At 37.2% G+C, this 21984-nt stretch carries 21 protein-coding genes; 13 read left to right on the top strand and 8 right to left on the bottom strand.

The window, feature by feature from the left end; genetic code table 11:
• Nucleotides 1-193 precede the first annotated feature (193 nt).
• From RI844_RS01535 to RI844_RS01505, 7 genes are all read left to right on the top strand, one after another.
• Entirely contained in the window at nt 194-397 is a 204-nt protein-coding gene (locus tag RI844_RS01535) for a TIGR02922 family protein (protein ID WP_348396722.1), read from the top strand.
• A gap of 123 nt (nt 398-520) precedes the next feature.
• On the top strand, nt 521-1237 hold the full coding sequence (ubiG, locus tag RI844_RS01530; protein WP_348396721.1) for a bifunctional 2-polyprenyl-6-hydroxyphenol methylase/3-demethylubiquinol 3-O-methyltransferase UbiG: 717 nt from the start codon (nt 521-523) through the stop codon (nt 1235-1237).
• Complete coding sequence (locus RI844_RS01525) at nt 1237-1896, top strand: HAD family hydrolase (RefSeq protein WP_348396720.1); 660 nt, start codon at nt 1237-1239, stop codon at nt 1894-1896. Before ubiG ends, RI844_RS01525 begins: the two co-directional genes overlap by 1 nt.
• A gap of 456 nt (nt 1897-2352) precedes the next feature.
• On the top strand, nt 2353-4623 hold the full coding sequence (gene nrdA / locus RI844_RS01520; RefSeq protein WP_348396719.1) for a class 1a ribonucleoside-diphosphate reductase subunit alpha: 2271 nt from the start codon (nt 2353-2355) through the stop codon (nt 4621-4623).
• A gap of 129 nt (nt 4624-4752) precedes the next feature.
• Complete coding sequence (gene nrdB / locus RI844_RS01515; protein ID WP_348396718.1) at nt 4753-5883, top strand: class Ia ribonucleoside-diphosphate reductase subunit beta; 1131 nt, start codon at nt 4753-4755, stop codon at nt 5881-5883.
• A gap of 35 nt (nt 5884-5918) precedes the next feature.
• Nucleotides 5919-6185 carry a class I ribonucleotide reductase maintenance protein YfaE gene (gene yfaE / locus RI844_RS01510; protein ID WP_348396717.1) on the top strand — a complete coding sequence of 89 codons (267 nt, stop codon included), beginning with the start codon at nt 5919-5921 and terminating at the stop codon, nt 6183-6185.
• Nucleotides 6186-6241: 56 nt separating this feature from the next.
• Nucleotides 6242-6541 (top strand): ArsR/SmtB family transcription factor, encoded by a 300-nt coding sequence (locus tag RI844_RS01505; protein WP_348396716.1) that lies wholly within the window; start codon nt 6242-6244, stop codon nt 6539-6541.
• Here RI844_RS01505 and RI844_RS01500 read toward each other — a convergent pair.
• Nucleotides 6538-7257 carry a cytochrome b/b6 domain-containing protein gene (locus RI844_RS01500; RefSeq protein WP_348396715.1) on the bottom strand — a complete coding sequence of 240 codons (720 nt, stop codon included), beginning with the start codon at nt 7255-7257 and terminating at the stop codon, nt 6538-6540. The genes RI844_RS01505 and RI844_RS01500 overlap by 4 nt on opposite strands.
• 292 nt (nt 7258-7549) lie before the next feature.
• Here RI844_RS01500 and RI844_RS01495 point away from each other — a divergent pair, with 292 nt between their 5' ends.
• From RI844_RS01495 to RI844_RS01485, 3 genes are all read left to right on the top strand, one after another.
• Nucleotides 7550-7774 (top strand): DUF4266 domain-containing protein, encoded by a 225-nt coding sequence (locus tag RI844_RS01495; protein ID WP_348396714.1) that lies wholly within the window; start codon nt 7550-7552, stop codon nt 7772-7774.
• Nucleotides 7765-9075, top strand: coding sequence for a DUF3570 domain-containing protein (locus RI844_RS01490; protein ID WP_348396713.1), 1311 nt, complete (start codon nt 7765-7767; stop codon nt 9073-9075). Before RI844_RS01495 ends, RI844_RS01490 begins: the two co-directional genes overlap by 10 nt.
• A gap of 137 nt (nt 9076-9212) precedes the next feature.
• A complete protein-coding gene (locus RI844_RS01485; protein WP_348396712.1) occupies nt 9213-9749 on the top strand; it encodes an Mpo1 family 2-hydroxy fatty acid dioxygenase in 537 nt (178 codons plus the stop codon).
• Between the two features lie 60 nt (nt 9750-9809).
• On the opposite strand, the gene dbpA is transcribed toward RI844_RS01485, so the two are convergent.
• The 3 genes from dbpA to RI844_RS01470 all read right to left on the bottom strand — a co-directional run bounded on the left by dbpA (nt 9810) and on the right by RI844_RS01470 (nt 13676).
• Nucleotides 9810-11195: an ATP-dependent RNA helicase DbpA gene (gene dbpA, locus RI844_RS01480; protein WP_348396711.1), complete on the bottom strand. Its 1386-nt coding sequence runs from the start codon at nt 11193-11195 to the stop codon at nt 9810-9812.
• Nucleotides 11196-11307: 112 nt separating this feature from the next.
• A complete protein-coding gene (locus RI844_RS01475; RefSeq protein ID WP_348396710.1) occupies nt 11308-11670 on the bottom strand; it encodes a hypothetical protein in 363 nt (120 codons plus the stop codon).
• A 62-nt stretch (nt 11671-11732) separates the two neighbouring features.
• The gene (locus RI844_RS01470) at nt 11733-13676 is read right to left on the bottom strand and encodes a RecQ family ATP-dependent DNA helicase (RefSeq protein WP_348396709.1); all 1944 of its coding nucleotides are present in this window, start codon (nt 13674-13676) and stop codon (nt 11733-11735) included.
• A 130-nt stretch (nt 13677-13806) separates the two neighbouring features.
• Between RI844_RS01470 and RI844_RS01465 the strand changes: the two genes are divergently transcribed.
• Nucleotides 13807-14403 carry a HutD/Ves family protein gene (locus RI844_RS01465; RefSeq protein WP_348396708.1) on the top strand — a complete coding sequence of 199 codons (597 nt, stop codon included), beginning with the start codon at nt 13807-13809 and terminating at the stop codon, nt 14401-14403.
• Between the two features lie 118 nt (nt 14404-14521).
• Nucleotides 14522-14998: an acyl-CoA thioesterase gene (locus tag RI844_RS01460; protein ID WP_348396707.1), complete on the top strand. Its 477-nt coding sequence runs from the start codon at nt 14522-14524 to the stop codon at nt 14996-14998.
• A 29-nt stretch (nt 14999-15027) separates the two neighbouring features.
• Here the strand turns inward: RI844_RS01460 and RI844_RS01455 are convergent, their stop codons facing one another.
• A complete protein-coding gene (locus RI844_RS01455) occupies nt 15028-16710 on the bottom strand; it encodes a SufS family cysteine desulfurase (RefSeq protein ID WP_348396706.1) in 1683 nt (560 codons plus the stop codon).
• Nucleotides 16711-16947: 237 nt separating this feature from the next.
• Between RI844_RS01455 and RI844_RS01450 the strand changes: the two genes are divergently transcribed.
• Entirely contained in the window at nt 16948-17160 is a 213-nt protein-coding gene (locus RI844_RS01450) for a hypothetical protein (protein WP_348396705.1), read from the top strand.
• Between the two features lie 9 nt (nt 17161-17169).
• Here the strand turns inward: RI844_RS01450 and RI844_RS01445 are convergent, their stop codons facing one another.
• The 3 genes from RI844_RS01445 to pnp form a co-directional block, all read right to left on the bottom strand.
• On the bottom strand, nt 17170-18645 hold the full coding sequence (locus RI844_RS01445; RefSeq protein WP_348396704.1) for a hypothetical protein: 1476 nt from the start codon (nt 18643-18645) through the stop codon (nt 17170-17172).
• Nucleotides 18646-18657: 12 nt separating this feature from the next.
• Nucleotides 18658-19545, bottom strand: coding sequence for a lipoprotein NlpI (gene nlpI / locus RI844_RS01440; RefSeq protein ID WP_348396703.1), 888 nt, complete (start codon nt 19543-19545; stop codon nt 18658-18660).
• A gap of 135 nt (nt 19546-19680) precedes the next feature.
• Nucleotides 19681-21801: a polyribonucleotide nucleotidyltransferase gene (pnp, locus tag RI844_RS01435; protein WP_348396702.1), complete on the bottom strand. Its 2121-nt coding sequence runs from the start codon at nt 21799-21801 to the stop codon at nt 19681-19683.
• Nucleotides 21802-21984 lie beyond the last annotated feature (183 nt).

Raw genomic sequence — 21984 nt, 5'->3', positions numbered from 1 at the left:
GTAACCATTTAGCACCTAAGTAAACAGTACAAATTATTAAACCCCAAACCACCGTTTTTGTCACCTCTTTTTAACTTAAATCCTTAAGTTTGTTTACATAATGAAGTTAGTTCGATATAAATAGTTTTGTTAACATAATTATAACAACTCGGCTGTACTATTAAGTAAGCAGTAAATATAAATAAGAAGAATAATGGCAAAACTAAAACAACGTACCGTCACCATCCTTTATTACGACATCACTTCATTAGAATTGAATCATGAAATTGCAACATTTCCTCAAAAAGAACAAGGTCGAGTCATAATTTCTGACGAATTTAAAAAAGGCAAATCGATTATTGCGGTATGTGATGGCGAAGTTAGCGTTTTAAACAAAATTGGCGATCGCATCGAATAGTTAATAATGTAGTCGCTTAATACTCTTACATCTCGATGAAGCCATTTTTCTGTATTTGGCTTTGTCTTTTCTAGTTGCTTTAAGATAGAATCAATACAGATCTTAACAGTATAAATAATTATCATGTCTGAACAATTAAACGTAAACCCTGAAGAAATAGCCAAATTTGAAAAAGTAGCCAGTCAATGGTGGGACTTACATGGCGATTTTAAGCCGTTACATCAAATAAACCCTTTGCGCCGAAATTTTATCACTTCACATGTAGGTGAAATTTTTGACAAAAAAATTATCGATGTTGGTTGTGGTGGCGGTATATTAGCGGAAAGCCTAGCTCGTTTGGGTGCAAAAGTAACAGGTATAGACATGGGTACTGAGCCATTAAATGTGGCTAAACTGCATGCCCTAGAAGCTGGTATCACGGTAAAATATGAAAAAATTACTGCTGAACAAAAAGCTAACGATAATACGCAAAGCTTTGATGTCGTTACCTGTATGGAAATGTTAGAACATGTGCCTGATCCTGAATCTATCGTTCGTGCCTGTGCGCAAATGGTAAAACCTGGTGGCTATGTATTTTTCTCAACCTTGAATAAAACCACTAAATCATATTTATTTGCTATTTTAGCCGCTGAAAAGCTGTTAAAACTTGTTCCTGATGGAACACATGACTGGGATAAGTTTATTCGCCCATCACAATTGATCACTTGGGCTGAAAATGCCGGGTTAAAATGCTTTGATGCCAGCGGTATTCACTATAATCCAATTACTGAAAATCATAAGTTAGCTGATGGTTTAGATGTTAATTACATTCTTGCCTTTAAAATGCCCGAGCAGGGTTAATGTTAAGCGCAGCTAAGGGAGTGTTGTTTGACTTAGACGGCACCCTTTTAGACACCGCAGATGATTTAGGTGCGGCGCTGAACCATTTACTGAACGTTTATGAGTTCCCTGTTGTTTCGAGTAAAGAATATCGACTCGTCGCTTCTGACGGTGTTTATCCATTATTAGAACTTGGTTTTAAGCAACAACTTGGTAGGTTTGATAAAGAAGTACTTCGACAAGAGTTTCTCGATTATTACTTAGCTAATATTGCCAACCACACGCAATTATTTCCAGGTATTGAACAACTGTTAACCTTAATTGAGCAGGCCAATATTCCTTGGGGAATTGTCACCAATAAACCAGCCTTTTTAACTGATCCGTTATTGTTACATTTCAAGCAGTTTAAAAAATCTCAATCAAACATCAGTGGCGATACCATAAAAGAGCGAAAACCGCACCCTGCGCCTATGCTATTAGCGAGTAAAGAAATTGGCATTTCAGCTGAACATATTTGGTATTTAGGTGATGCTAAGCGTGATATTGATGCTGGTAATGCCGCTTTGATGACAACCGTAGCAGTAAAGTGGGGCTATATAAAACAGTTCGACGACTGCTCAAAATGGCAAGCGGATCACATTATTTCAAATCCCTTAGAGTTAATAGAGATTACTAAATAAACAAGTCGTTTAAAGTTTAACCAGAAGCAATAAGTCACTGATTATAAAGATTTTTATTTTTGTTATTATTTTATGTTATAAGCCTTCTATTTTTATTGCTAAAAAGGTTTAAAAAAAGTTTTTAGTTGAAAATATGTCTTGCTTTTTAATCAGCTCGTACAATAGTAGCCTTTAGTAAGTTAGTTACTACTAACCTAAATTAGACAAGTTAAAAAGCCACTTAAAAAACACTATATGTTGGGGTTGCATTAAAAGCCAAACCACATTACCTTGTGACTTAGCATAAACAAAACCCCAACATGTTGTGCATTTTATTAGCAATTCTACATATTGCTAATTGGGAATAGAAATACAGCAAGGAAAGCAGATATAGTATTACTGCGCTTTGCCTTAGTAAAAATAAAATAAAAATAATTAAATCTATAAACTAATAAATACTATAAAGACAGGTCATTCATGAATAACAACCTTTTTGTCACCAAGCGTAATGGTGAAAAAGAACCTATCGATCTCGATAAAATCCATCAAGTAATAGACTGGGCAGCTGAAGGACTAGACTCCGTTTCAGTTTCTCAAGTTGAAATTAAATCTCACATTCAGTTTTATGACGGTATCAAAACTGAAGATATTCATGAAACAATTATTAAAGCTGCAGCTGATTTAATCTCGGAAGAAACCCCTGATTATCAATACTTAGCGGCGCGTTTAGCCATATTTCATTTACGTAAAAAAGCTTACGGCAAATATGAACCGCCGGCGTTATTTGAGCACGTAACCAAAATGGTTGATGCGGGCAAATATGATAAGCATTTAACCGAAGATTACACGGCAGAAGAATTTGCTACGTTAGATAGCTATATTGACCATAACCGCGATAAAAACTTTAGTTATGCTGCGGTTAAGCAATTAGAAGGTAAATATCTGGTACAAAACCGTGTGACGGGTGAAATTTACGAAAGTGCGCAATTCTTATATATGCTAGTTTCAGCGTGTTTATTTGCCAAATACCCAAGCGAAACACGTTTGGAGTACATTAAAGGTTTTTACGACGCGATTTCCAGCTTTAAAATTTCATTACCTACACCAATTATGGCCGGTGTTCGTACTCCTACTCGTCAGTTCTCATCTTGTGTATTGATTGAAACAGGCGATAGTTTAGATTCTATAAATGCCACAACCAGCGCAATTGTGAAGTACGTATCACAACGAGCAGGTATTGGTATCAACGCAGGTCGTATTCGCGCTTTAGGCAGTTCGATACGTAACGGTGAAGCATTTCATACTGGTTGCATTCCATTTTATAAACACTTTCAAACAGCTGTTAAAAGTTGTTCACAAGGTGGTGTCCGCGGCGGTGCAGCAACGTTATTCTATCCTTTGTGGCATTTAGAAGTAGAAAGCTTATTAGTGCTTAAAAACAACCGTGGTGTTGAAGAAAACCGCGTACGTCACTTAGATTACGGTATACAATTTAACAAAACCATGTATCAACGTTTAATTAAAGGCGATTACATTACGTTATTCAGCCCTTCAGACGTACCTGGTTTATACGATGCATTTTTTGAAGACCAAGACAAATTTGAAGCCTTGTATGTGCAATACGAAAATGATGAATCAATTCGTAAAAAACGTATCAAAGCGATTGAATTATTTACTTTATTCGCGCAAGAGCGTGCCAGTACTGGCCGTATTTATTTGCAAAACGTTGATCACTGTAATACTCACAGCCCATTTGATCCGAGCGTAGCTCCTGTTCGTCAATCGAACCTTTGTTTAGAAATTGCCCTACCAACTAAACCAATGAACGATATCAATGATGAGAACGGTGAAATTGCACTTTGTACTTTATCTGCATTCAACCTTGGCAAGATTGACAGCCTAGATGAATTAGAAGGCTTGGCTGATTTAGCAGTGCGTGCTCTTGATAATTTATTAGATTACCAAGACTACCCTGTAGCGGCGGCATTAAGTGCTACCATGGGTAGACGCACGTTGGGTATAGGTGTGATTAACTACGCATATTATTTAGCTAAAAATGGTGTGTTCTACTCAAACGGCAGTGCAAACAATCTAACCCATAGAACATTTGAAGCTATCCAATTTTACTTATTGAAAGCGTCGAACAACCTAGCGAAAGAACAAGGTGCGTGTCCTAAGTTTAATGAAACGCGTTTATCGCAAGGCATTTTACCAATTGACACTTACAAAAAAGACATTGATAAGATTTGCTCAGAAAGCTTACACCTAGACTGGGAAGGTCTGCGTACCAGCATTAAAGAGCATGGTGTACGTAACTCAACCGTATCGGCATTAATGCCATCAGAAACATCGTCTCAGATTTCAAATGCAACTAACGGCATTGAACCGCCACGCGGCTTAATCAGTGTTAAGGCAAGTAAAGATGGTGTGTTAAAGCAAGTTGTACCGGAGTACGAAAAGCTTAAACATAACTACGAGTTACTTTGGAATATTCCTGATAACACCGGTTATTTAGAATTAGTTGGCATTATGCAAAAATTTGTTGACCAAACAATTTCAGCAAACACTAACTATGATCCAAACAAATTTGAAAACGGCAAAGTGCCAATCAAACAAATCTTAAAAGACATCTTACTTGGCTACAAACTTGGTGTTAAAACCATGTATTACCATAATACCCGTGACGGTGCTGACGACAGCATGGTTGATGGTGATGATGATTGTGCCGGCGGTGCATGTAAAATTTAAGAGCCCTAACCGCTCGAACAAACCGCAGATGTGATGAAAGTCCTCTGCGGTTTTATAACAATTAATAGCTAACACAGATGGAAACACGAATATCTCACGACATAAACGAGGTGTTTTCAGGGAGTAACCATGTCGTATTCAACGTTTAACCAAACTAAAAATGATCCACTTTTAGAGCCAATGTTTATGGGACAAACCGTAAATGTTTCTCGTTTTGATCAACAAAAGCACCCTATTTTTGAAAAGTTAATTGAAAAGCAATTAAGTTTTTTCTGGCGCCCTGAAGAAGTAGATATTTCTAAAGACAGAGCTGACTGGCAGTCATTAACGACTAGTGAACGTCACATTTTTATCTCAAATTTAAAATATCAAACATTGCTTGATTCAATTGCTGCACGTAGTGTGAATGTTTGTATGTTGCCACTTGTGTCTATTCCTGAGCTTGAAACTTGGATTGAAACCTGGGGATTTTACGAAACCATTCATTCACGTTCTTACACCCATATTTTACGTAACCTATTCACTGACCCTAGTGAGATTTTTGATGATATCGTCATTAACAAAAACATCCTTAATCGTGCTAGTGCTATTAGTAAATACTTTGACCGGGTAATTCTACTTACGCAATTATTTCAATCTCAAGGTGAAGGCACTTACACTGTTGAAGGTGAAGAAGTTGTCGTAACAGTACGGGAAATTAAAAAAGCACTTTATCGCTCAGTATGTTCAACCAATGCACTGGAAGCGATTCGTTTTTATGTTTCGTTTGCTTGTTCATTCGCCTTTGCTGAACGCGAGTTGCTTGAAGGTAATGCTAAAATCATCAAGCTAATTGCTCGTGACGAAGCTGTACATTTAACCGCTACGCAACACATCTTAAATATTTGGGCCACTGGCAAAGATGATCCTGAGATGCAAGAGATCTCAGAAGAGCTGCATCAAGAAGGCTTAGAGTTATTTTTAGATGTAATCGAACAAGAAAAAGAGTGGGCAGATTACCTGTTTAAAGACGGTTCAATGATTGGCCTTAATGCAGAAATTTTAAAACAATACATTGAGTATCTATCAAATCAACGTTTACAGGCAATAGGTTATGAACCGCAGTTTGCGATCAAAAGTAATCCACTACCTTGGATCAACTCGTACCTATCGAGTGATAACGTGCAAGTAGCACCACAAGAAACTGAGATTTCGTCATACCTGGTAGGTCAAACTGACAGTGCCGTTGATGCTAGTGATTTTGATGATTTCGACTTATAAGTTTCTATTTTCATATTTTAAATTGATATCTATCAATGAGTAAGAAAGTTACTATCGATGGTAGGGTTGTCGAAGAACAGTTCGACAACCTTATTTTCAAAACTACGCTCGAATACCTCGAATCCAATAGTATCGAAATACACTATCATTGCCGCGACGGGTTTTGTGGTGCTTGTAGAGTCACCCTTGAGCAAGGCGAAATTGAATACATAAATGGTGAGCCACTAGCGTTTGTGCGCGAAGGTGAAGTGCTACCTTGCTGTTGCATTCCTAAAACAGATATAGTTATCAGCACAGAATAGTTATACTCTTAAAAATTATTAAAAATAACACAAATAATTATCTAAAAATGTCAGAGATGAAGCAACTATTGGTTAATGCTGAGAAAGCCGAAACCTATTTGAAGCTGTTAGCTAATAAGAATCGCCTGATGATTTTATGTAATCTAGTTGCCGGTGAACGTTCTGTGAGCCAATTAAATGATGAAATTCCACTCGCGCAATCCGCTTTATCTCAACATTTAGCAACTCTAAGAAACGCTGACATGGTAAGTACTCGCCGTGACGCCCAAACCATTTACTATGCACTGGCTGATGACGATGCCAAACAAATACTGCAGCAACTTTACTGCATGTTTTGTGAAGCTAAAAAAAGTTAATCTTTTGGTAAGGTTTTATAACCGCTGATCATAGCCGAAGTTATAGACGACCTTTCTTTACGTTCAGTATAAATAACACCAACGATATGCAGTGGTATTAACAATAACAACAGATAAAATGAATAAACATGCATGGTAATATATGGTGATCGTAGGTCACGCATTTGTTGATATTTTTCAGCGTCAACGTTCTCTTTCGAATAAGGTTTAATCGATTCTACTTGCGTGTTGTCTATGGCAATCTGCTCTTTAAAATATCCACCTAAAGGTGGATAGTAAATATCAGTACCTGCAATAACTAAACCAGTAACCATTTGAACACTAAGCGCCATTAACATCGCAGTTACCATAAGTTTCCCTATGGGATTATGACCTTGATAATGTTTGACGGTTTCTTGTTTATGGGCCTTCAACTCGGCAACAAAGCCTTTATTAAACGCTAACGTTTTACCCCACCTTTCGAAGCCAGTACCAAAGAAGCCTAATACAATTCGAAACAGTAAATTGATACAAAAGATATAGCCAATCAAAACGTGACAGGTTTTTAGCAGCACTTTGCCATCGTTAGTTATACCAAGCGCTTTACCATTTAAAATAATTAAGCCAATGCAAATCAGTAAAAACACACACAAAACATTCAGCCAGTGAAATAGACGTATATTTTTACTCCAAACAAAAACTAAATTTAATGTATTTGACGTTTTGTTATTTGGCATTGAAACTCCTATTTGTATTAGCTATTTGGGGATCTAGTCAACACCTTAGGCAAGTGTAGACCTTGCCTTTTATTAACATACCTAATAGTTTTGCGGGTTTTCTGATCTAAATCAACAATTTTAATCTTACTATTTATTTACATCTTATATACAAGCAATATCAACAAAAAGGGGGTAAAGTTACTTATATGCATGCATACAAGTATTTAGTCGGTAAGGTTTATTAATTACAGCCAATACTTCAATGAGAAATACAAAGTAGACTATCTATAATAATATGGACTTTATAACGATGAATAGAACCTTTAAATTATCAATAATCGCCATCAGCATTACTTTGGCATCAGGATGTTCAAGCCTAGGTGTACAACCTTGGGAAAGGGATTTACTAGCAAAACGTCAAATGGCCATAACCTCTTCACCTATTGATGCTGCACTTGATGATCATATTTATTTTTCAAAAGAAGCATCTAGTGGCGGCCGTAGCTTTGCTGGTGGGGGCTGTGGATGCAATTAGATAAAAATAGTAATTTAAAATTACTATTAAGCACAGCCACATGTTCACTTTTTGGCAATGGCGCACAAGCTGAAGAAGATAACAATTGGAAAATTGATACTGCGTTGATGTATTACGGTGAAACTGATCGGGTTACGGCCGTTGAAGGAATTATCGCCGGTACGAAAGAGTTTTCAGACGAACATTTTTTAAATTTAAAAGTCACTATTGATTCACTAACCGGTGCGTCACCAAACGGCGCAATCGCGCAACCTGAAGTGCAAACCTTTACCAGACCATCAGGTGATGGCAGTTATGTTGTAAAAAGCGGTGAAACACCTCTTGACGACACATTCAAAGATACACGGCTACAAGTTAATGCCCAATGGAGTCAGCCTTTAGGACGAAGCTATTTAAGCAGTGCAGGTCTGCATGCATCAAAGGAGTATGATTACTTATCCCTTGGTGCTAACGCCAGCCTTTCAAGGTATTTTAATCAAAAAAACACCACGGTATCTTTAGGTGTTGCTTACTCTAATGACACTATTGAACCGGAAGGAGGTATACCTGTACCTTTCACTGAGGTTGACTGGCAACAAGGCGCAATTGAACATACCGATGATGATTTTGAGGATGAGGAAGAAGACAATAATAGAGCTTCTAACAAGCCTACATTAGGTGCTGATGATACGAAAGATACATTAGATTTATTACTCGGTTTATCCCAAGTAATTAATCGCCGAATGATCATGCAATTTAATTATTCCTATTCACAAGTTGATGGTTATATGACTGACCCGTTTAAAGTGATTAGTGTGGTAAATAGCAATGGCGAAAGCCAGCGGCAGCTCTATGAACAACGTCCAGACTCTCGCACTAAAGAAAGTGTATATTGGCAAACAAAATATCACTTTGACCGCACAGTTTTAGATTTCTCTTATCGTTACATGTGGGATGACTGGGAAATAAAGTCACATACATTTGATGTTCGTTATTACATTCCTTTTTATGATGGTTATTTAGAACCACATGTACGCTATTACATGCAAGAGGCGGCTGATTTTTATCGCACTTTTTTATTAGATAATGAATCTACTCCGGAATTTGCCAGTGCCGATTATAGAGTAGGTGAAATGGATGGCTTAACGTTAGGTATAAAATATGGGGTCCCCCTTAAAGATGGTAAAGAATTTTCATTTAGACTAGAGTTCTTTCAACAAACACCTACTAACCCTGGATTTGAAGAAATTGGTGTCCTACAAGATGTAGAATTATTTGAACGTGTAGAAGCGGTAATTGCGCAAGTGAGTTATTCATTTTAGTCCTTATATAAATTGAGAATCAATTTTTGATTGTATTAAATCAGGTGGTCTGATCACTTTACAGAAGCAGAATAAATTGCCATCATGTCTTGGAATGTTAATAACTAAATCTAAAATAAAAGACATAAGGCTAGATAATGAAAAACGTAGTAGAACAGTTATCTCAATATAAAAGCGTACATTTCAATAAAAAGAATATAAAAACTCACTTTGTTGGTATTCCACTGATCATCTTGTCGCTGACGATTTTTTTAAGCTTTATTAACTTTCAATTTGGCGAAATTGACAGCCCTTTGCACGTTACTGCCGCGATGATTTTTTATAGCTTCGTCATCATTTATTATTTTATTTTACACTGGCGCTTAGCGTTGGGGATGGTTGTTTATATCATTCCAAACGTGTACGTGGCCAGTGTGATTGCACCTATTGAGGGTGCACTATGGATCGCTATAGCGATTTTTGTAATTGGCTGGATAATTCAATTTATTGGCCATTACTATGAAAAAGCTAAGCCTGCTTTTGTTGATGATTTAAGCCAATTTTTAATTGGACCATTCTTTCTTATGGCGGAAGTATATTTCGGTTTAGGTTGGGAGAAAAATTTACTTGCTGAGATAACACCTTTAGCCCGAGATAAGCGCAGAGCACTGGAAGCAAAAAGCAGAGGCGAATAATATATTGAGTAACAGGCAGTATATTACCTGTTACTCAATTAGATATTGTACTTTATAGATTTAGCGGATGACTCTAATTCTAAAATTACGGCCTTTAATTTTACCGGTTTCCAACTTTTTCAATGCGACTTTATGAGCATTTCGTTTAATCGCCACATAGGCAAAGTTTTGTGCGACATTAATTTTCCCTACCTGGTCACCTTTAATGCCTTTATCGCCAGTTAATGCACCGAGTATATCTCCAGGGCGCACTTTATCACGCTTGCCGCCACTAATTTGAATGGTGATCATATCTGGACGTACCGGTAAAGCGTTAAGCACATTGCTGTGCGGTAACTTTTCGCCGGTTATTTTCTGATCGAGATAGTCTTCTAAAAGCGCAACTTTATAGCTTTCTTTATCACTAAATAGAGAACAAGCCATGCCTTTACTGCCTGCTCGCCCTGTACGGCCTATACGATGAACATGCACTTCTGTATCTAAAGCGATATGAAAGTTAACCACCATATCTAAGTTATCAATATCTAAACCTCGGGCGGCAACATCGGTAGCAACAAGAATGTTCGCGCTTTTGTTCGAAAATCTAACTAAGGTCTCATCTCTGTCACGCTGCTCTAGATCACCATGCAGTGCTAATGTACTAAAGCCAAATGAGACTAATTCATCAGCGACTATTTGAGCATCTTTCTTTGTGTTACAAAATACCACACACGATTCTGGTTTATGCTCCAACAATAGTAGTTGTAGTGCTTGCAAACGTTCATCATTGTCTAGTACATGATAAAAGTGCTGAGAAATACTACTCTCATCATGAGTCGACTCAACTTTAACCATTGTAGGTAAAGTCATGATGCGCTCTGAAATTTGCTTGATTTTATTTGGGAAAGTCGCACTAAACAATAATGTTTGTCGGTGTTTTGGTGAACTGCGAACAATATTATCTAAAGCGGGTTGAAAACCCATATCAAGCATACGGTCAGCTTCATCAAGAATTAATAAATTCAAGTTTTCTAAGTTTAACGTACCTTTAATTACGTGCTCTTCAACACGCCCTGGTGTACCAACAATTATATGAGCACCATGTTCAAGTGAGCCAATTTGCGGACCAAATGGGGTACCGCCACACAAGGTTAATATTTTAATATTATGAATTGAGCGAGCAAGCCTACGTAACTCTTTTGCAACTTGGTCAGCCAACTCTCGGGTTGGGCACAGGACTAATGATTGAATTCGAAAACGCTTAACATCAAGCTTTTGTAATAAGCCAAGACCAAATGCGGCGGTCTTACCTGAGCCAGTTTTACCTTGGCCAATCACGTCTTTGCCCATAATGATATCGGGTAAGCTTTGTTCTTGAATAGGGGTCATTGTTTCATAACCTAATGATTCAAGATTAGTCAATAATTCAGGCTTTAAGTTTAAGGTAGAGAATTTAGATTGGCTCAATGTGGTATTCCAAATGGGTAAGGTATATTTACTATGTGCATAAAAAGATAATTATACATTAAAAAGGAGCTTAACAGCCCCTTTAGTCAACAATTGTTTTATAAAATTCTATTTAACCATCAATATCTTTTAAAAATTTGTAATTACCTTTAATGTCAGCCTTATACTTGTCACATAACTCCCCTACTGGAGCTTTAGTTTTTAATACGCCATATTGACGATGGGCTTCTACTTTAATGGTTTCCCAACTAATGCCTTCAATAGTATGGTACCCCTCACTGAAGGCTTTTAATTTTGCCATTTCTTTTACTTTTTCACCATCAATCGGTTTATCACAATCTCGGTCTAAATAAATTAATTTACTGGTTGCCTCAATTAATAAAGCCTCTACTTCTTTAATTTGGGATTTTGACAAAGATTCATCAGCAAATGTATTAAAACTTAAAATGGTCAGTGCTATTAATATAATTCTCATATTTTTTCCTAAAACGATAATAACTAAGCGCTATTAAAGAATAGCAGAGAATAGCTACCACACTAATTTGTAGAGATATTTTTTTCTACCCAAAGCCGAACATCATTAAAACGATAATGTTCAAATATGGCAAAACCAGTAAGTTTCCTCACCCGAAGTTTAGTAAAAATAGGGGTAGTTAGCCCACATAAAAAGCGACTAATTAATGTTATTGATGTTTGCTTGCCTAGCTTTTTATTAATTTCATTGGTGTACTGCTCAAATTTAAACTCATCTAATGGTTTTAGTGCTGGCGTTGCAGGCATTGTTGTGACATTACCTAAACAAACAGAGCAATGCCCACAAGGTTGTTGTAAACGAGGGTCTGAAAAATAATGAGCAAGTTGCTGGCTTAAACAAGCACTAGAGGCAAAAAACGCTAATAAATGCTCAATTCGTTTTATTTCGCTGCGCTCTTTTTGCTCAAAGCGAGAATACATGTCGGTATTCAATAAGGTCAAATCCATTGGATTAGAGTTAACTTGATAGACTTCGGTCATTTGCTTACTTTGTAATTCTATTAGACCTTTCTCATCAAAGTACTCAATAGCAGTGATAACTCGGCTACGCTCACTTGGGTATTGCACTGCCATACGGTCAAAATTTAAGGTATACCAAATTTTAGCTTTATCAGAAGATTCTAATATTGCTTTGATAAAGGTTTGCCTTTCGCCATCAAATTTATTTATTAATTCATTTTCGCTACATTTAAGTTTGAACTTATATTCGGCAAAATAGCTATAGGCAGGTTTTATCAACCCGGCGAGCTCCAAGTAAACCAATAATGTTTTTAAGCTAAGTAGACGAATATTAGATTGCGACGATAAACTGTTAAGTACGACTTCCCATTGAAAGTTATTTAATTTTGCTTGTTCGATAATTTCATTAATCACATAGCTTATCGCGTTTTCTTCAGGGGTATCTGCGTAAACAAAGTTTTCTAAAATATTTAAATTGTCATAATTGGCCAAGACTAAGCATTCAGAAGAATTGCCATCGCGCCCTGCTCGGCCAATTTCTTGTGCATAATTTTCTATCGATTTGGGCAAATCATAATGAACAACAAAACGAATATCATTTTTATCTATGCCCATACCAAAGGCAATGGTAGCAACAATAAGTCTAATGTTACCGTTCATAAAATTTTTCTGGATACTTTGCCGTTGTTCGCTATCCATGCCAGCGTGATAAGCGGAGGCTGAAATTCCTTGTGCAGATAAGCTTCTTGCCACCTGTTCAGTGGTTTGTTGCAAGGTAACATAAACAATGCCAGATAATTGCGTTTTATCATTTAGCCATTGTGCTAAAAACAGATCTTTGTCAGCTTGTGCAAGACCCTGTACGTGTAAATTTAAATTAGGTCGATAAAACCCGGTCAGGACAATATTATTTTGCCCTATCGCAAATTTTTCGCCCATATCAACAACCACTTTTTCAGTTGCCGTTGCGGTAAGCAACAAGGTTTGCCTGATATTAAACTGTGCTTTATATTTTGGCAGTTTCAAATAATCCGGGCGAAAATTATGTCCCCATTCCGAGATACAATGCGCTTCATCCACCACCAGTAATGAAATAGGAACCTGTGCTAAAAACTGGCGAAAACGTTCATTATTCAAGCGTTCCACTGAGATCATCAATATTTGAATATGACCCGCTTTAACTCCAGCCAGCACTTGCTGAGATTGTTCTTTAGTCTGCATAGAGTCGATACTAGCAGCGCTGATACCTTTACTTGCTAAAAACTCTAATTGGTCTTGCATAAGTGCTAATAGGGGTGAAATAACTAAGGTTAAATGTGGCAAAACTAATGCAGGTAATTGATAGCATAATGATTTACCAGACCCTGTTGGGAAAATAGCGGCAGCGCTTTCGCCATTCATTATAGTGTCAACGACTTGTTGTTGACCATCACGGAAGTGAGAAAAGCCAAAATGAGATTGCAGTAACTGTTGTGCGGAGATTGTCATCCAAAACCTTTTTATCTGTTGTCCTTAACAGTACCTTCAGTAATGTATAAAGACTGCGACGGCGCCAATATTTTTCGCTATAATTTTGCCATAAAACAGAACCCTGTACTACAACATAAGAGTATATAAATTGCTTGAAATAATATCCCCTGAACAATTTACCACATCAGTATGGAAAAATGGCAAAGGCAAAACCATCGAGCTGGCAATTAGTGAAAATGGCACAATTGACAGTTTTGACTGGCGTTTAAGCATAGCTACGGTTAGTGAAGATGGCGTGTTTTCAAATTTTTGTGGTCTGGCCCGAAATTTAATTTTAATTGACGGCAATGGCATTGAATTAAAGCATACAGATAGTTTGCTTAATAAACATTCAGAAGACCGGTTACAACAATTGCTCAGCGTTGCCACTTTTGACGGGGGCAATACCACTTATGGCAAGTTAATCAACGGTACGATCACTGATTTTAACCTGATGCATAACCCTTGTAAGTTTAGTGCAAATGTTAACACCTGTAATGTACGGCAAACCATAGCATTACAACCTTGTGATATTTGTTTTATTTATCCTTTAATAAATAATGCTGAACTGACAACCGCAGACAAAGAAGCTATCGTTGTTCCAGCCGGGAACTTACTAAAAATTAGCAAGCCACAATGTGGGTCTTTTATGGTAAGTGGTGAGCAGCTAATTATGATTCACTTAACTGAAGTTAATGCATCATAATTAACATAACTAGTATAATAAATAGCATATTGGTATTAAATAATTCTGATAAAATGATAACTTATCAGTATGATAAACGAAGCTACTAACAATATAGTCATATAACTAAAGAGATAACATGATCAAGCCACAAAGAGATTTAACCCTACGTTTTTTAGCCGAACCTCAAGATGTAAACTTTGGTGGTAAAGTGCATGGTGGTGCCGTAATGAAATGGATCGATTTAGCTGCTTATGCCTGTTCAGCCGGTTGGAGTAGTTGCTATTGTGTTACCGCTTACGCTGGTGGTATTCAATTTGTCGCCCCAATTCATGTTGGTAATTTGGTAGAAGTTGATGCAAAAGTGATTTACACCGGTAATTCGTCTATGCATATTGCGCTAGAAGTTAATGCTTGTGATCCTAAATCATTAAATCGTCGCTTAACTACGCACTGCATTGTGATCATGGTTGCCGTCGATGAGTCTGGCCACCCAGTTACCATTCCACAGTGGGAGCCAGTGACTGAAGCCGATAAAAAACAACATGAAACGGCAATAAAGCTAATGGAAATGCGCAAACAAATCAAAGGTGAAATGCAAATTTACACTCAGTAATATGATGTAGTTTTGTGGTTTGCTATTCGCTAAAGGTGATTATTTGCTATTGCTCTTATTCGTTCAACAATAGCTTTAATACCATTGCCTCTGGATGGACTTAAATGCTGCAGTAGTCCTAATACTTGGAAGTATTCTTCAATATCAAAATCTAGTATTTGTGCTGGAGTTTTGTACTGATAAACACTTAAAATTATCACCATTAAGCCGCGAATAACTTTAGCATTACTGTCTGCTTGAAAAGAAAGTTGAGAGGTGGCTGAGTTTAAATTGGCGTTAATCCAAGCATCGCTTTCACAGCCATTAATTAAATATTGCTGCTGACGGCAACCTTTTTTCATACGCGGTAATTGTTTCGCCAGTAGCATTATCTGACGGTGTTTTAAATCCCAAGATGTCGCTTTGCCAAATAACGAGAGTATTTTCTCCTGAGAAGTAAACTCAAGGTCAATGTCACTTGCTACACTTAAGCTGCTTTGCTCTTTTTCAGATAACTCACCAAGGCATAAAGCTTGCAACTGCTTAATAAATACATCAACTTCATTGAAGGTGTTATATGCTGCAAGCGACACTCTGATTGAGCCATTAAGACCTAAACTTTCCAGTAATGGCATAGCACAGTGATGCCCTGCTCTTACAGCAATACCTTTACTATCAAGGAATGTCGCTACGTCTTGATGGTGAAAGCCTGATAAAACAAACGAGAATACCGGTATATCAGGGCAGCCTTGATATAAAAACTGTACTTGTTCTATATTATTTAATTGCTGGTATAGGTAATGATTAAGTTGCTGTTCATAATGAGTCATCGACGTAAATTGTTCATCGGAAAAAATATCAAGGCATGCGCCTAGACCAATGACTCCGACAATATTAGGAGTGCCCGCTTCAAATTTATGCGGCAACTCATTGTAACTAGTACCATTGAAGCTTACCTTTTTGATCATTTCACCGCCAAACTGATAAGGAGGCATGCTTTGCAGTATTGCTTGCTTACCGTAAAGTACACCGACACCTGTTGGGCCGTACATTTTGTGCGCTGAAAACACATAGAAATCACAATCAAGTTCTTGCACATCAACGTGCAAATGGGCAATCGCCTGTGCGCCATCAATTAAGGTGGTTGCCTTATATTGTTTTGCCAATGCAATGAGTTCTTTAACCGGGTTAATTTTACCAATTACATTAGAGATATGATTTACCGCTAAGAACTTACATTTGTTGGTGATTAGCTTTTGTGCTGCGTTTAAATCAATAACACCGTTATCATCTACAGGCAGGATAACTAGCGTGGCGCCAGTTTGCTGGGCAACATGTTGCCAAGGGACGATATTAGCGTGATGCTCACCTGCGGAAATAACAATTTCATCAGTCGATTTAATAAAATTTAACCCATATGACTGTGCTACCAAGTTGATTGCATCGGTAGTGCCTTTTGTCCAAATTATCTCATTTTCAAAATTCGCATTGATAAGTTTTAGTGCTTTTGCTCTTACAACCTCAAAAGACTTTGTCGCCTTAGCACTTAAAAAATGGGAGGCTCTGTGGACATTGGCATTATTTTTTAAATAAAAATGTTGAGAAGCATTAACAACAACGAGAGGCTTTTGAGAAGTTGCCGCATTATCAAAGTATATAATATTATCGCTATCACTAACTGTTTGTAATATTGGAAATTGTTTACGAAATTCGGTTACAGAAAATGTTTTCATTAATTTATTTTTTAAGGCTACAGAAACACAATTAGCATAATTATAACCTACAAATACTATCTAGATGCAGATAAACGCTAGGTTTTGTTACATTTAATTTTCGCAAAATTTAAAATTTTTACTATAACTGTATATACCCTTTGTCATTCAAAGAGCTCTGATAGCGTTAATTTAAATTGCGCGAGTATAACTACCCTGATCGGATTTGATCAGTGATTAAAAAAATAAGGAAACACAATGATGTTATTTTCCTGGTTTAGTCATAATAGCAATGGAACTGAAACAACTTTACGTTTAAGTAACCGTAAAAACAAAAAACGTTTAAACATAAAAGGCAAATCTATGTGGCCTGTCGCTAAAGTTAGACAAATACCTGATTCTTTAATTAATATTAATAAAAGTGTAGAAACGAACCTTAACCCTGAAGACTTTATCAAAGACATTGATTGATTTTTATATTTACTGAGGTTTGATTAAAGAAAATATATTTTCTTTAGCTGTAGTCTCAACTCCACTCGCTTTTTCAAACCAGAAGTTTGCTTGTTCGAAATCACCCTGATGTTGGTATTTTTTTCCGATATTATAATGATAAGATGGCATATCAAACTGATCACCAACTTGCTTTGTTATGCTTTCATAATCCAGTGGCAAATGCTCTTCAAAATACTGTAATTGCGTAACCTTGTTTACCGGTTTAAATGTTTCATTCACTTCGCTAGCTACTTGATAATTTTTACATGTATTGGCAACAAACAAGCCAACGTCATTAGAGAAGTTTTCAGGTGTTCCCAAGCGAAACCCTTGCGGCGTTTCATAGCTAATGGGAGTGCCTGCTTTGATTAAATCTTTCCATGGCAATAACGGCATAACCTTAGCCCTTGCATCTCGCTCAGATGAATAAATTGATTTTTTAATGTTAATAACATTTTTGGCTAATGCGCCTTGTTGCTCACATGCAGTGTTTAACTTATTAAGCGGGTATTCATCAATAAAACCTATTAAATGCAATAACTCATGTTCAAGTACTAATTGTGAATCTAACTGGTCAATATAAACAACTCCATTATTAACATTAGCAACCCCTTTGGGTCCTAGCACACCAATATACTTAATATCCTCATTTAGCCCGGTTCCAACTATCAGCTCAACATCACAATTTATTCTTTCACTTCGGTGGTGACCACATTGAAGTTTATCCGGCCCGATATATTTTGGTGTTTTAAAACAGAACTGTTGCTTGAAGAACTTGCTACTTTGTATCTTGCTAAATAAACCAGTAAGCCTAGTTAAATCAGGTAAATTTGTGGCAAAAAATTGTATGCTATTTTTACAATTTGATGTGATAACTGGTGTACTAGAAAACAGGCTTTGATCAAATATAGAAGGTAACACTTGATAGCTAAACAGTTCTTTTAACAGAACTTGCTCTTTTGTTGACATTAATTTCGGCAGTAGGGATTGCAGGTGATGGAAATCAGCAAACTTAACCGCAAGTGTTACTTGTAAAATACGGCTTTCTTCACTTTCTATGGGGTGTAATAAGTTTTTTGCTTGTTGATAATGCTGCTTTGTAAGCGCGAGCTGCTTAGCTCTTTCTATTATTGCCGAAGTTGCTCCTAATTTAAAAGCATGGTTGGCCCAATATAAATGCTCTCTCACTAAACTTTTTTGTTGATAAAATAATGCTAACTGCCAAGCAATTTCTTTATCTTTCCTGGCTAAGAATTTAGCTGAGTTAAGCCATTGTAGACTGCCAGCAATACTTTCTTTGTAGACGATATATTTTGCTGCTACGTTGTTAATTTTCAACGCCATCTGAAACTGGCTTTGGTTGTAGTTAGCAGATGTTAAGCGCTCAGATAGATAGTCATTCAAAGAAAAAGAGCTTGTGGTTAACCACAAGCTCAATATAAATATTTGAATAACACGTAACAAGGTTATCGCCGTTTAGTTGGCGATAGGCGCAACGTTAGCTTTAATAAGGTCTAACTCAAGTTTCGCATACCTATGCTCGATGAATTCATACACATTGGTGCTAAGTGCTAATTTAAAATAATCTGAGGACGTATTTACTGATTTATTTAACAGTTTGTACTTACCTAAATAAAAGTAACCTTCACATAGTCGGTCAACTAATTCTTTATGGTTTTTAACGCCTACCGTTAATGTAGCAACAAAATCTTGCTCGCTAATATCACCTAAAAACAAACGTAAAATATTATTAGCCCAGCTATTATGCTCAATACTGCTTAAGTTAACCCTTAAATTATTTTTTGCGATAACAGGGTCTATTTCATTCTCAATAATATACAACCAAGAGATCCTATACGGATCATTTTGTTGTTCCAATTGAAAACGGCGCATATCTTCTAACGCGAGTTGTGGACGACCGCCATAATAAAGCGCAATACCACGATTTAAATAAGCATATTCATGCTGCTCATCAAGCTCTATAGCAGAATCGAATGCTTCATAAGCTTGTAAAAACTCTTGTCGTTGAGTGTGGTGAATACCAATAAAGTTATAGGCATCAACTAAGTCTGGTTGCAATCTCAAGGCTCGTTGAAAATCATAACTTGCTAGACCTCTAAGACCAACACTGTCATAAATTACCCCTCGGTCATAAAACAATTTAGCTTTTTGCTCTTGTGACACTTCAACTCGATTTAAAATTTCTGTAAGACGTGCAATAGCCACTTCACTTTGTTGGTTAATAGGTAATGGTTCAGCAATGACCACTTTAGCAACACTTGACGATTGTGTATTTGAAGTGGTTGTACAACCAGACAAAATTGTAATAAGTAAAACAGTTATAAGGGAAAACTTTAAATTCACAGACGTTCCTAATGCACCATTACGGTATAAAAATAGCTTTGTTTATTAATTATATACATAACTATATAAAAAAGGAGCCTTGCGGCTCCTTAATTTCAAGTTAATTAAAACTTTAAAGTTTTAACTAAATTGGTATTACTCGGCAGCAGGTGCTTCTGTCGATGTTTCGGCTGGTTTTTCAACAGCTTCTTTCATACTTAAACGCACACGACCTTGACGGTCAACTTCAAGTACTTTAACAGTAACTTCTTGGCCTTCTGATAAGAAATCAGTCACGTTGTTCACACGCTCTTCAGCAATTTGTGAGATGTGAACTAAACCGTCTTTACCAGGTAATACGTTAACGAACGCACCAAAGTCAACAATACGTACAACTTTACCAGTGTAGATAGTACCAACTTCAATTTCAGCCGTTAACGCTTTAATGCGGTTGATTGCATCTTCAGCTTGCTCTCCTGATGTAGCGGCAATTTTAACAGTACCGTCATCTTCGATTTCAATTGTAGTGCCAGTTTCTTCAGTAAGTTGACGAATAGTTGCGCCGCCTTTACCAATGATGTCACGAATCTTGTCTTGACTTACTTTCATCGTATGGATACGAGGAGCAAATTGAGAAATATCTTCACGAGCAGAGTTAATTGCTTCATCCATGGTACCTAAGATATGTATACGTGCGCCTTTTGCTTGAACAAGGGCAGTTTGCATAATATCTTTAGTGATACCTTCGATTTTGATATCCATTTGTAAAGCAGTGATACCATCTTTAGTACCTGCTACTTTAAAGTCCATGTCACCTAAGTGATCTTCGTCACCTAAGATGTCAGAAAGAACAACGTGGCTGTCACCTTCTTTAACTAGACCCATAGCGATACCAGCAACAGAATCTTTAATTGGTACACCTGCATCCATAAGTGCTAACGAAGTACCACAAACTGAAGCCATTGACGATGAACCGTTTGATTCAGTAATTTCAGAAACAACACGTATTGAATACGGGAATTCTTCAATTGTTGGCATAACTGCTAACATACCGCGTTTAGCAAGACGACCGTGACCAATTTCACGACGTTTTGGCGAACCAACAAAACCGGTTTCACCAACACTGTATGGAGGGAAGTTGTAATGCAACATAAAGGTGTCAGTTTTTTCACCTAAAATGGTTTCAATACGTTGAGCGTCACGTTGCGTACCTAAAGTAGCCGTAACTAATGCTTGTGTTTCACCACGAGTAAACACAGCAGAGCCGTGAGTACGAGGAAGAACACCAGTCATAACGTCTAATGCACGGATCATTTCAGGATCACGACCATCAATACGAGGAGCACCCGAAGTAATACGCTCACGTACAACTTTTTTCTCTAAGTCGTGGAACAAATCTTTTGCTTCTTGAACATTCAATTCTGCATCTTCAGCAGATAGCTTTTCAACAACGGCATTTCTGATTTGAGCAACTTTTTCGTAACGCTCAGCTTTGTCAGTAATTTGATAAGCATCGTTAACATCAGTTGCTGAAATTTCAGCGATTTTAGCAGCTAACGCTTCATTTTTAGCTGGAGCTTCCCAGTTCCATGAAGGAGTGTTTACTTCTGCTGCAAATTCTTTAATTGCATTGATTGCAAGTTGAGATTGCTCATGACCATATACTACAGCGCCAAGCATAACTTCTTCACTTAGAACGTCAGCTTCTGATTCAACCATTAATACAGCGGCATCTGTACCAGCTACAACTAAGTCTAGCTTGCTTTCTTCAAGTTCAGATTGTAATGGGTTTAAAACGTAAGCATCGTTAAGGTAACCAACACGAGCAGCGCCAACTGGACCACTAAATGGCATACCAGAGATAGCAAGTGCTGCAGATGTACCTAACAATGAGATAATGTCTGGGGCAATTTCAGGGTTTGCAGATACAACCGTGATGATAACCTGAACTTCGTTAGTGAAGGCATCAGGGAATAAAGGGCGGATTGGACGGTCAATTAGACGTGCAGTTAATGTTTCTTCTTCTGAAGGACGACCTTCACGCTTGAAGAAGCCACCAGGTATTTTACCTGCGGCGTAAGTTTTTTCTTGGTAGTTAACTGTTAATGGAAAAAAGTCTTGGCCTTCTTTGGCTTCTTTTTTGCCTACTACAGATACTAATACGCATGTATCATCCATGCTTGCCATTACGGCTGCTGTTGCTTGACGAGCGATAACACCTGTCTCTAGTGTTACTGTGTGCTGTCCGTACTCAAATGTTTTAGTAATTGGAGTCACTGTTTTTTCCTTTTTTTGATAGGACCCATGCCCTATTTTATTTCATATATAATTTCGCGACTAATTATACGCACTTACCGCGTGAATACTAGTGGTTACATGTAGTTAAATACCACTTACACAAACATAGCCACCCACTGTAATTTTTAATATTAATGTTTACCCTTTTTACACTCTTTGACT

The sequence above is a fragment of the Thalassotalea fonticola genome, assembly GCF_032911225.1.
Lineage (GTDB): Bacteria > Pseudomonadota > Gammaproteobacteria > Enterobacterales > Alteromonadaceae > Thalassotalea_A > Thalassotalea_A fonticola.
Note: the sequence above shows the minus strand (reverse complement) of the source record. Positions and strands in the feature narration are given on the sequence as shown.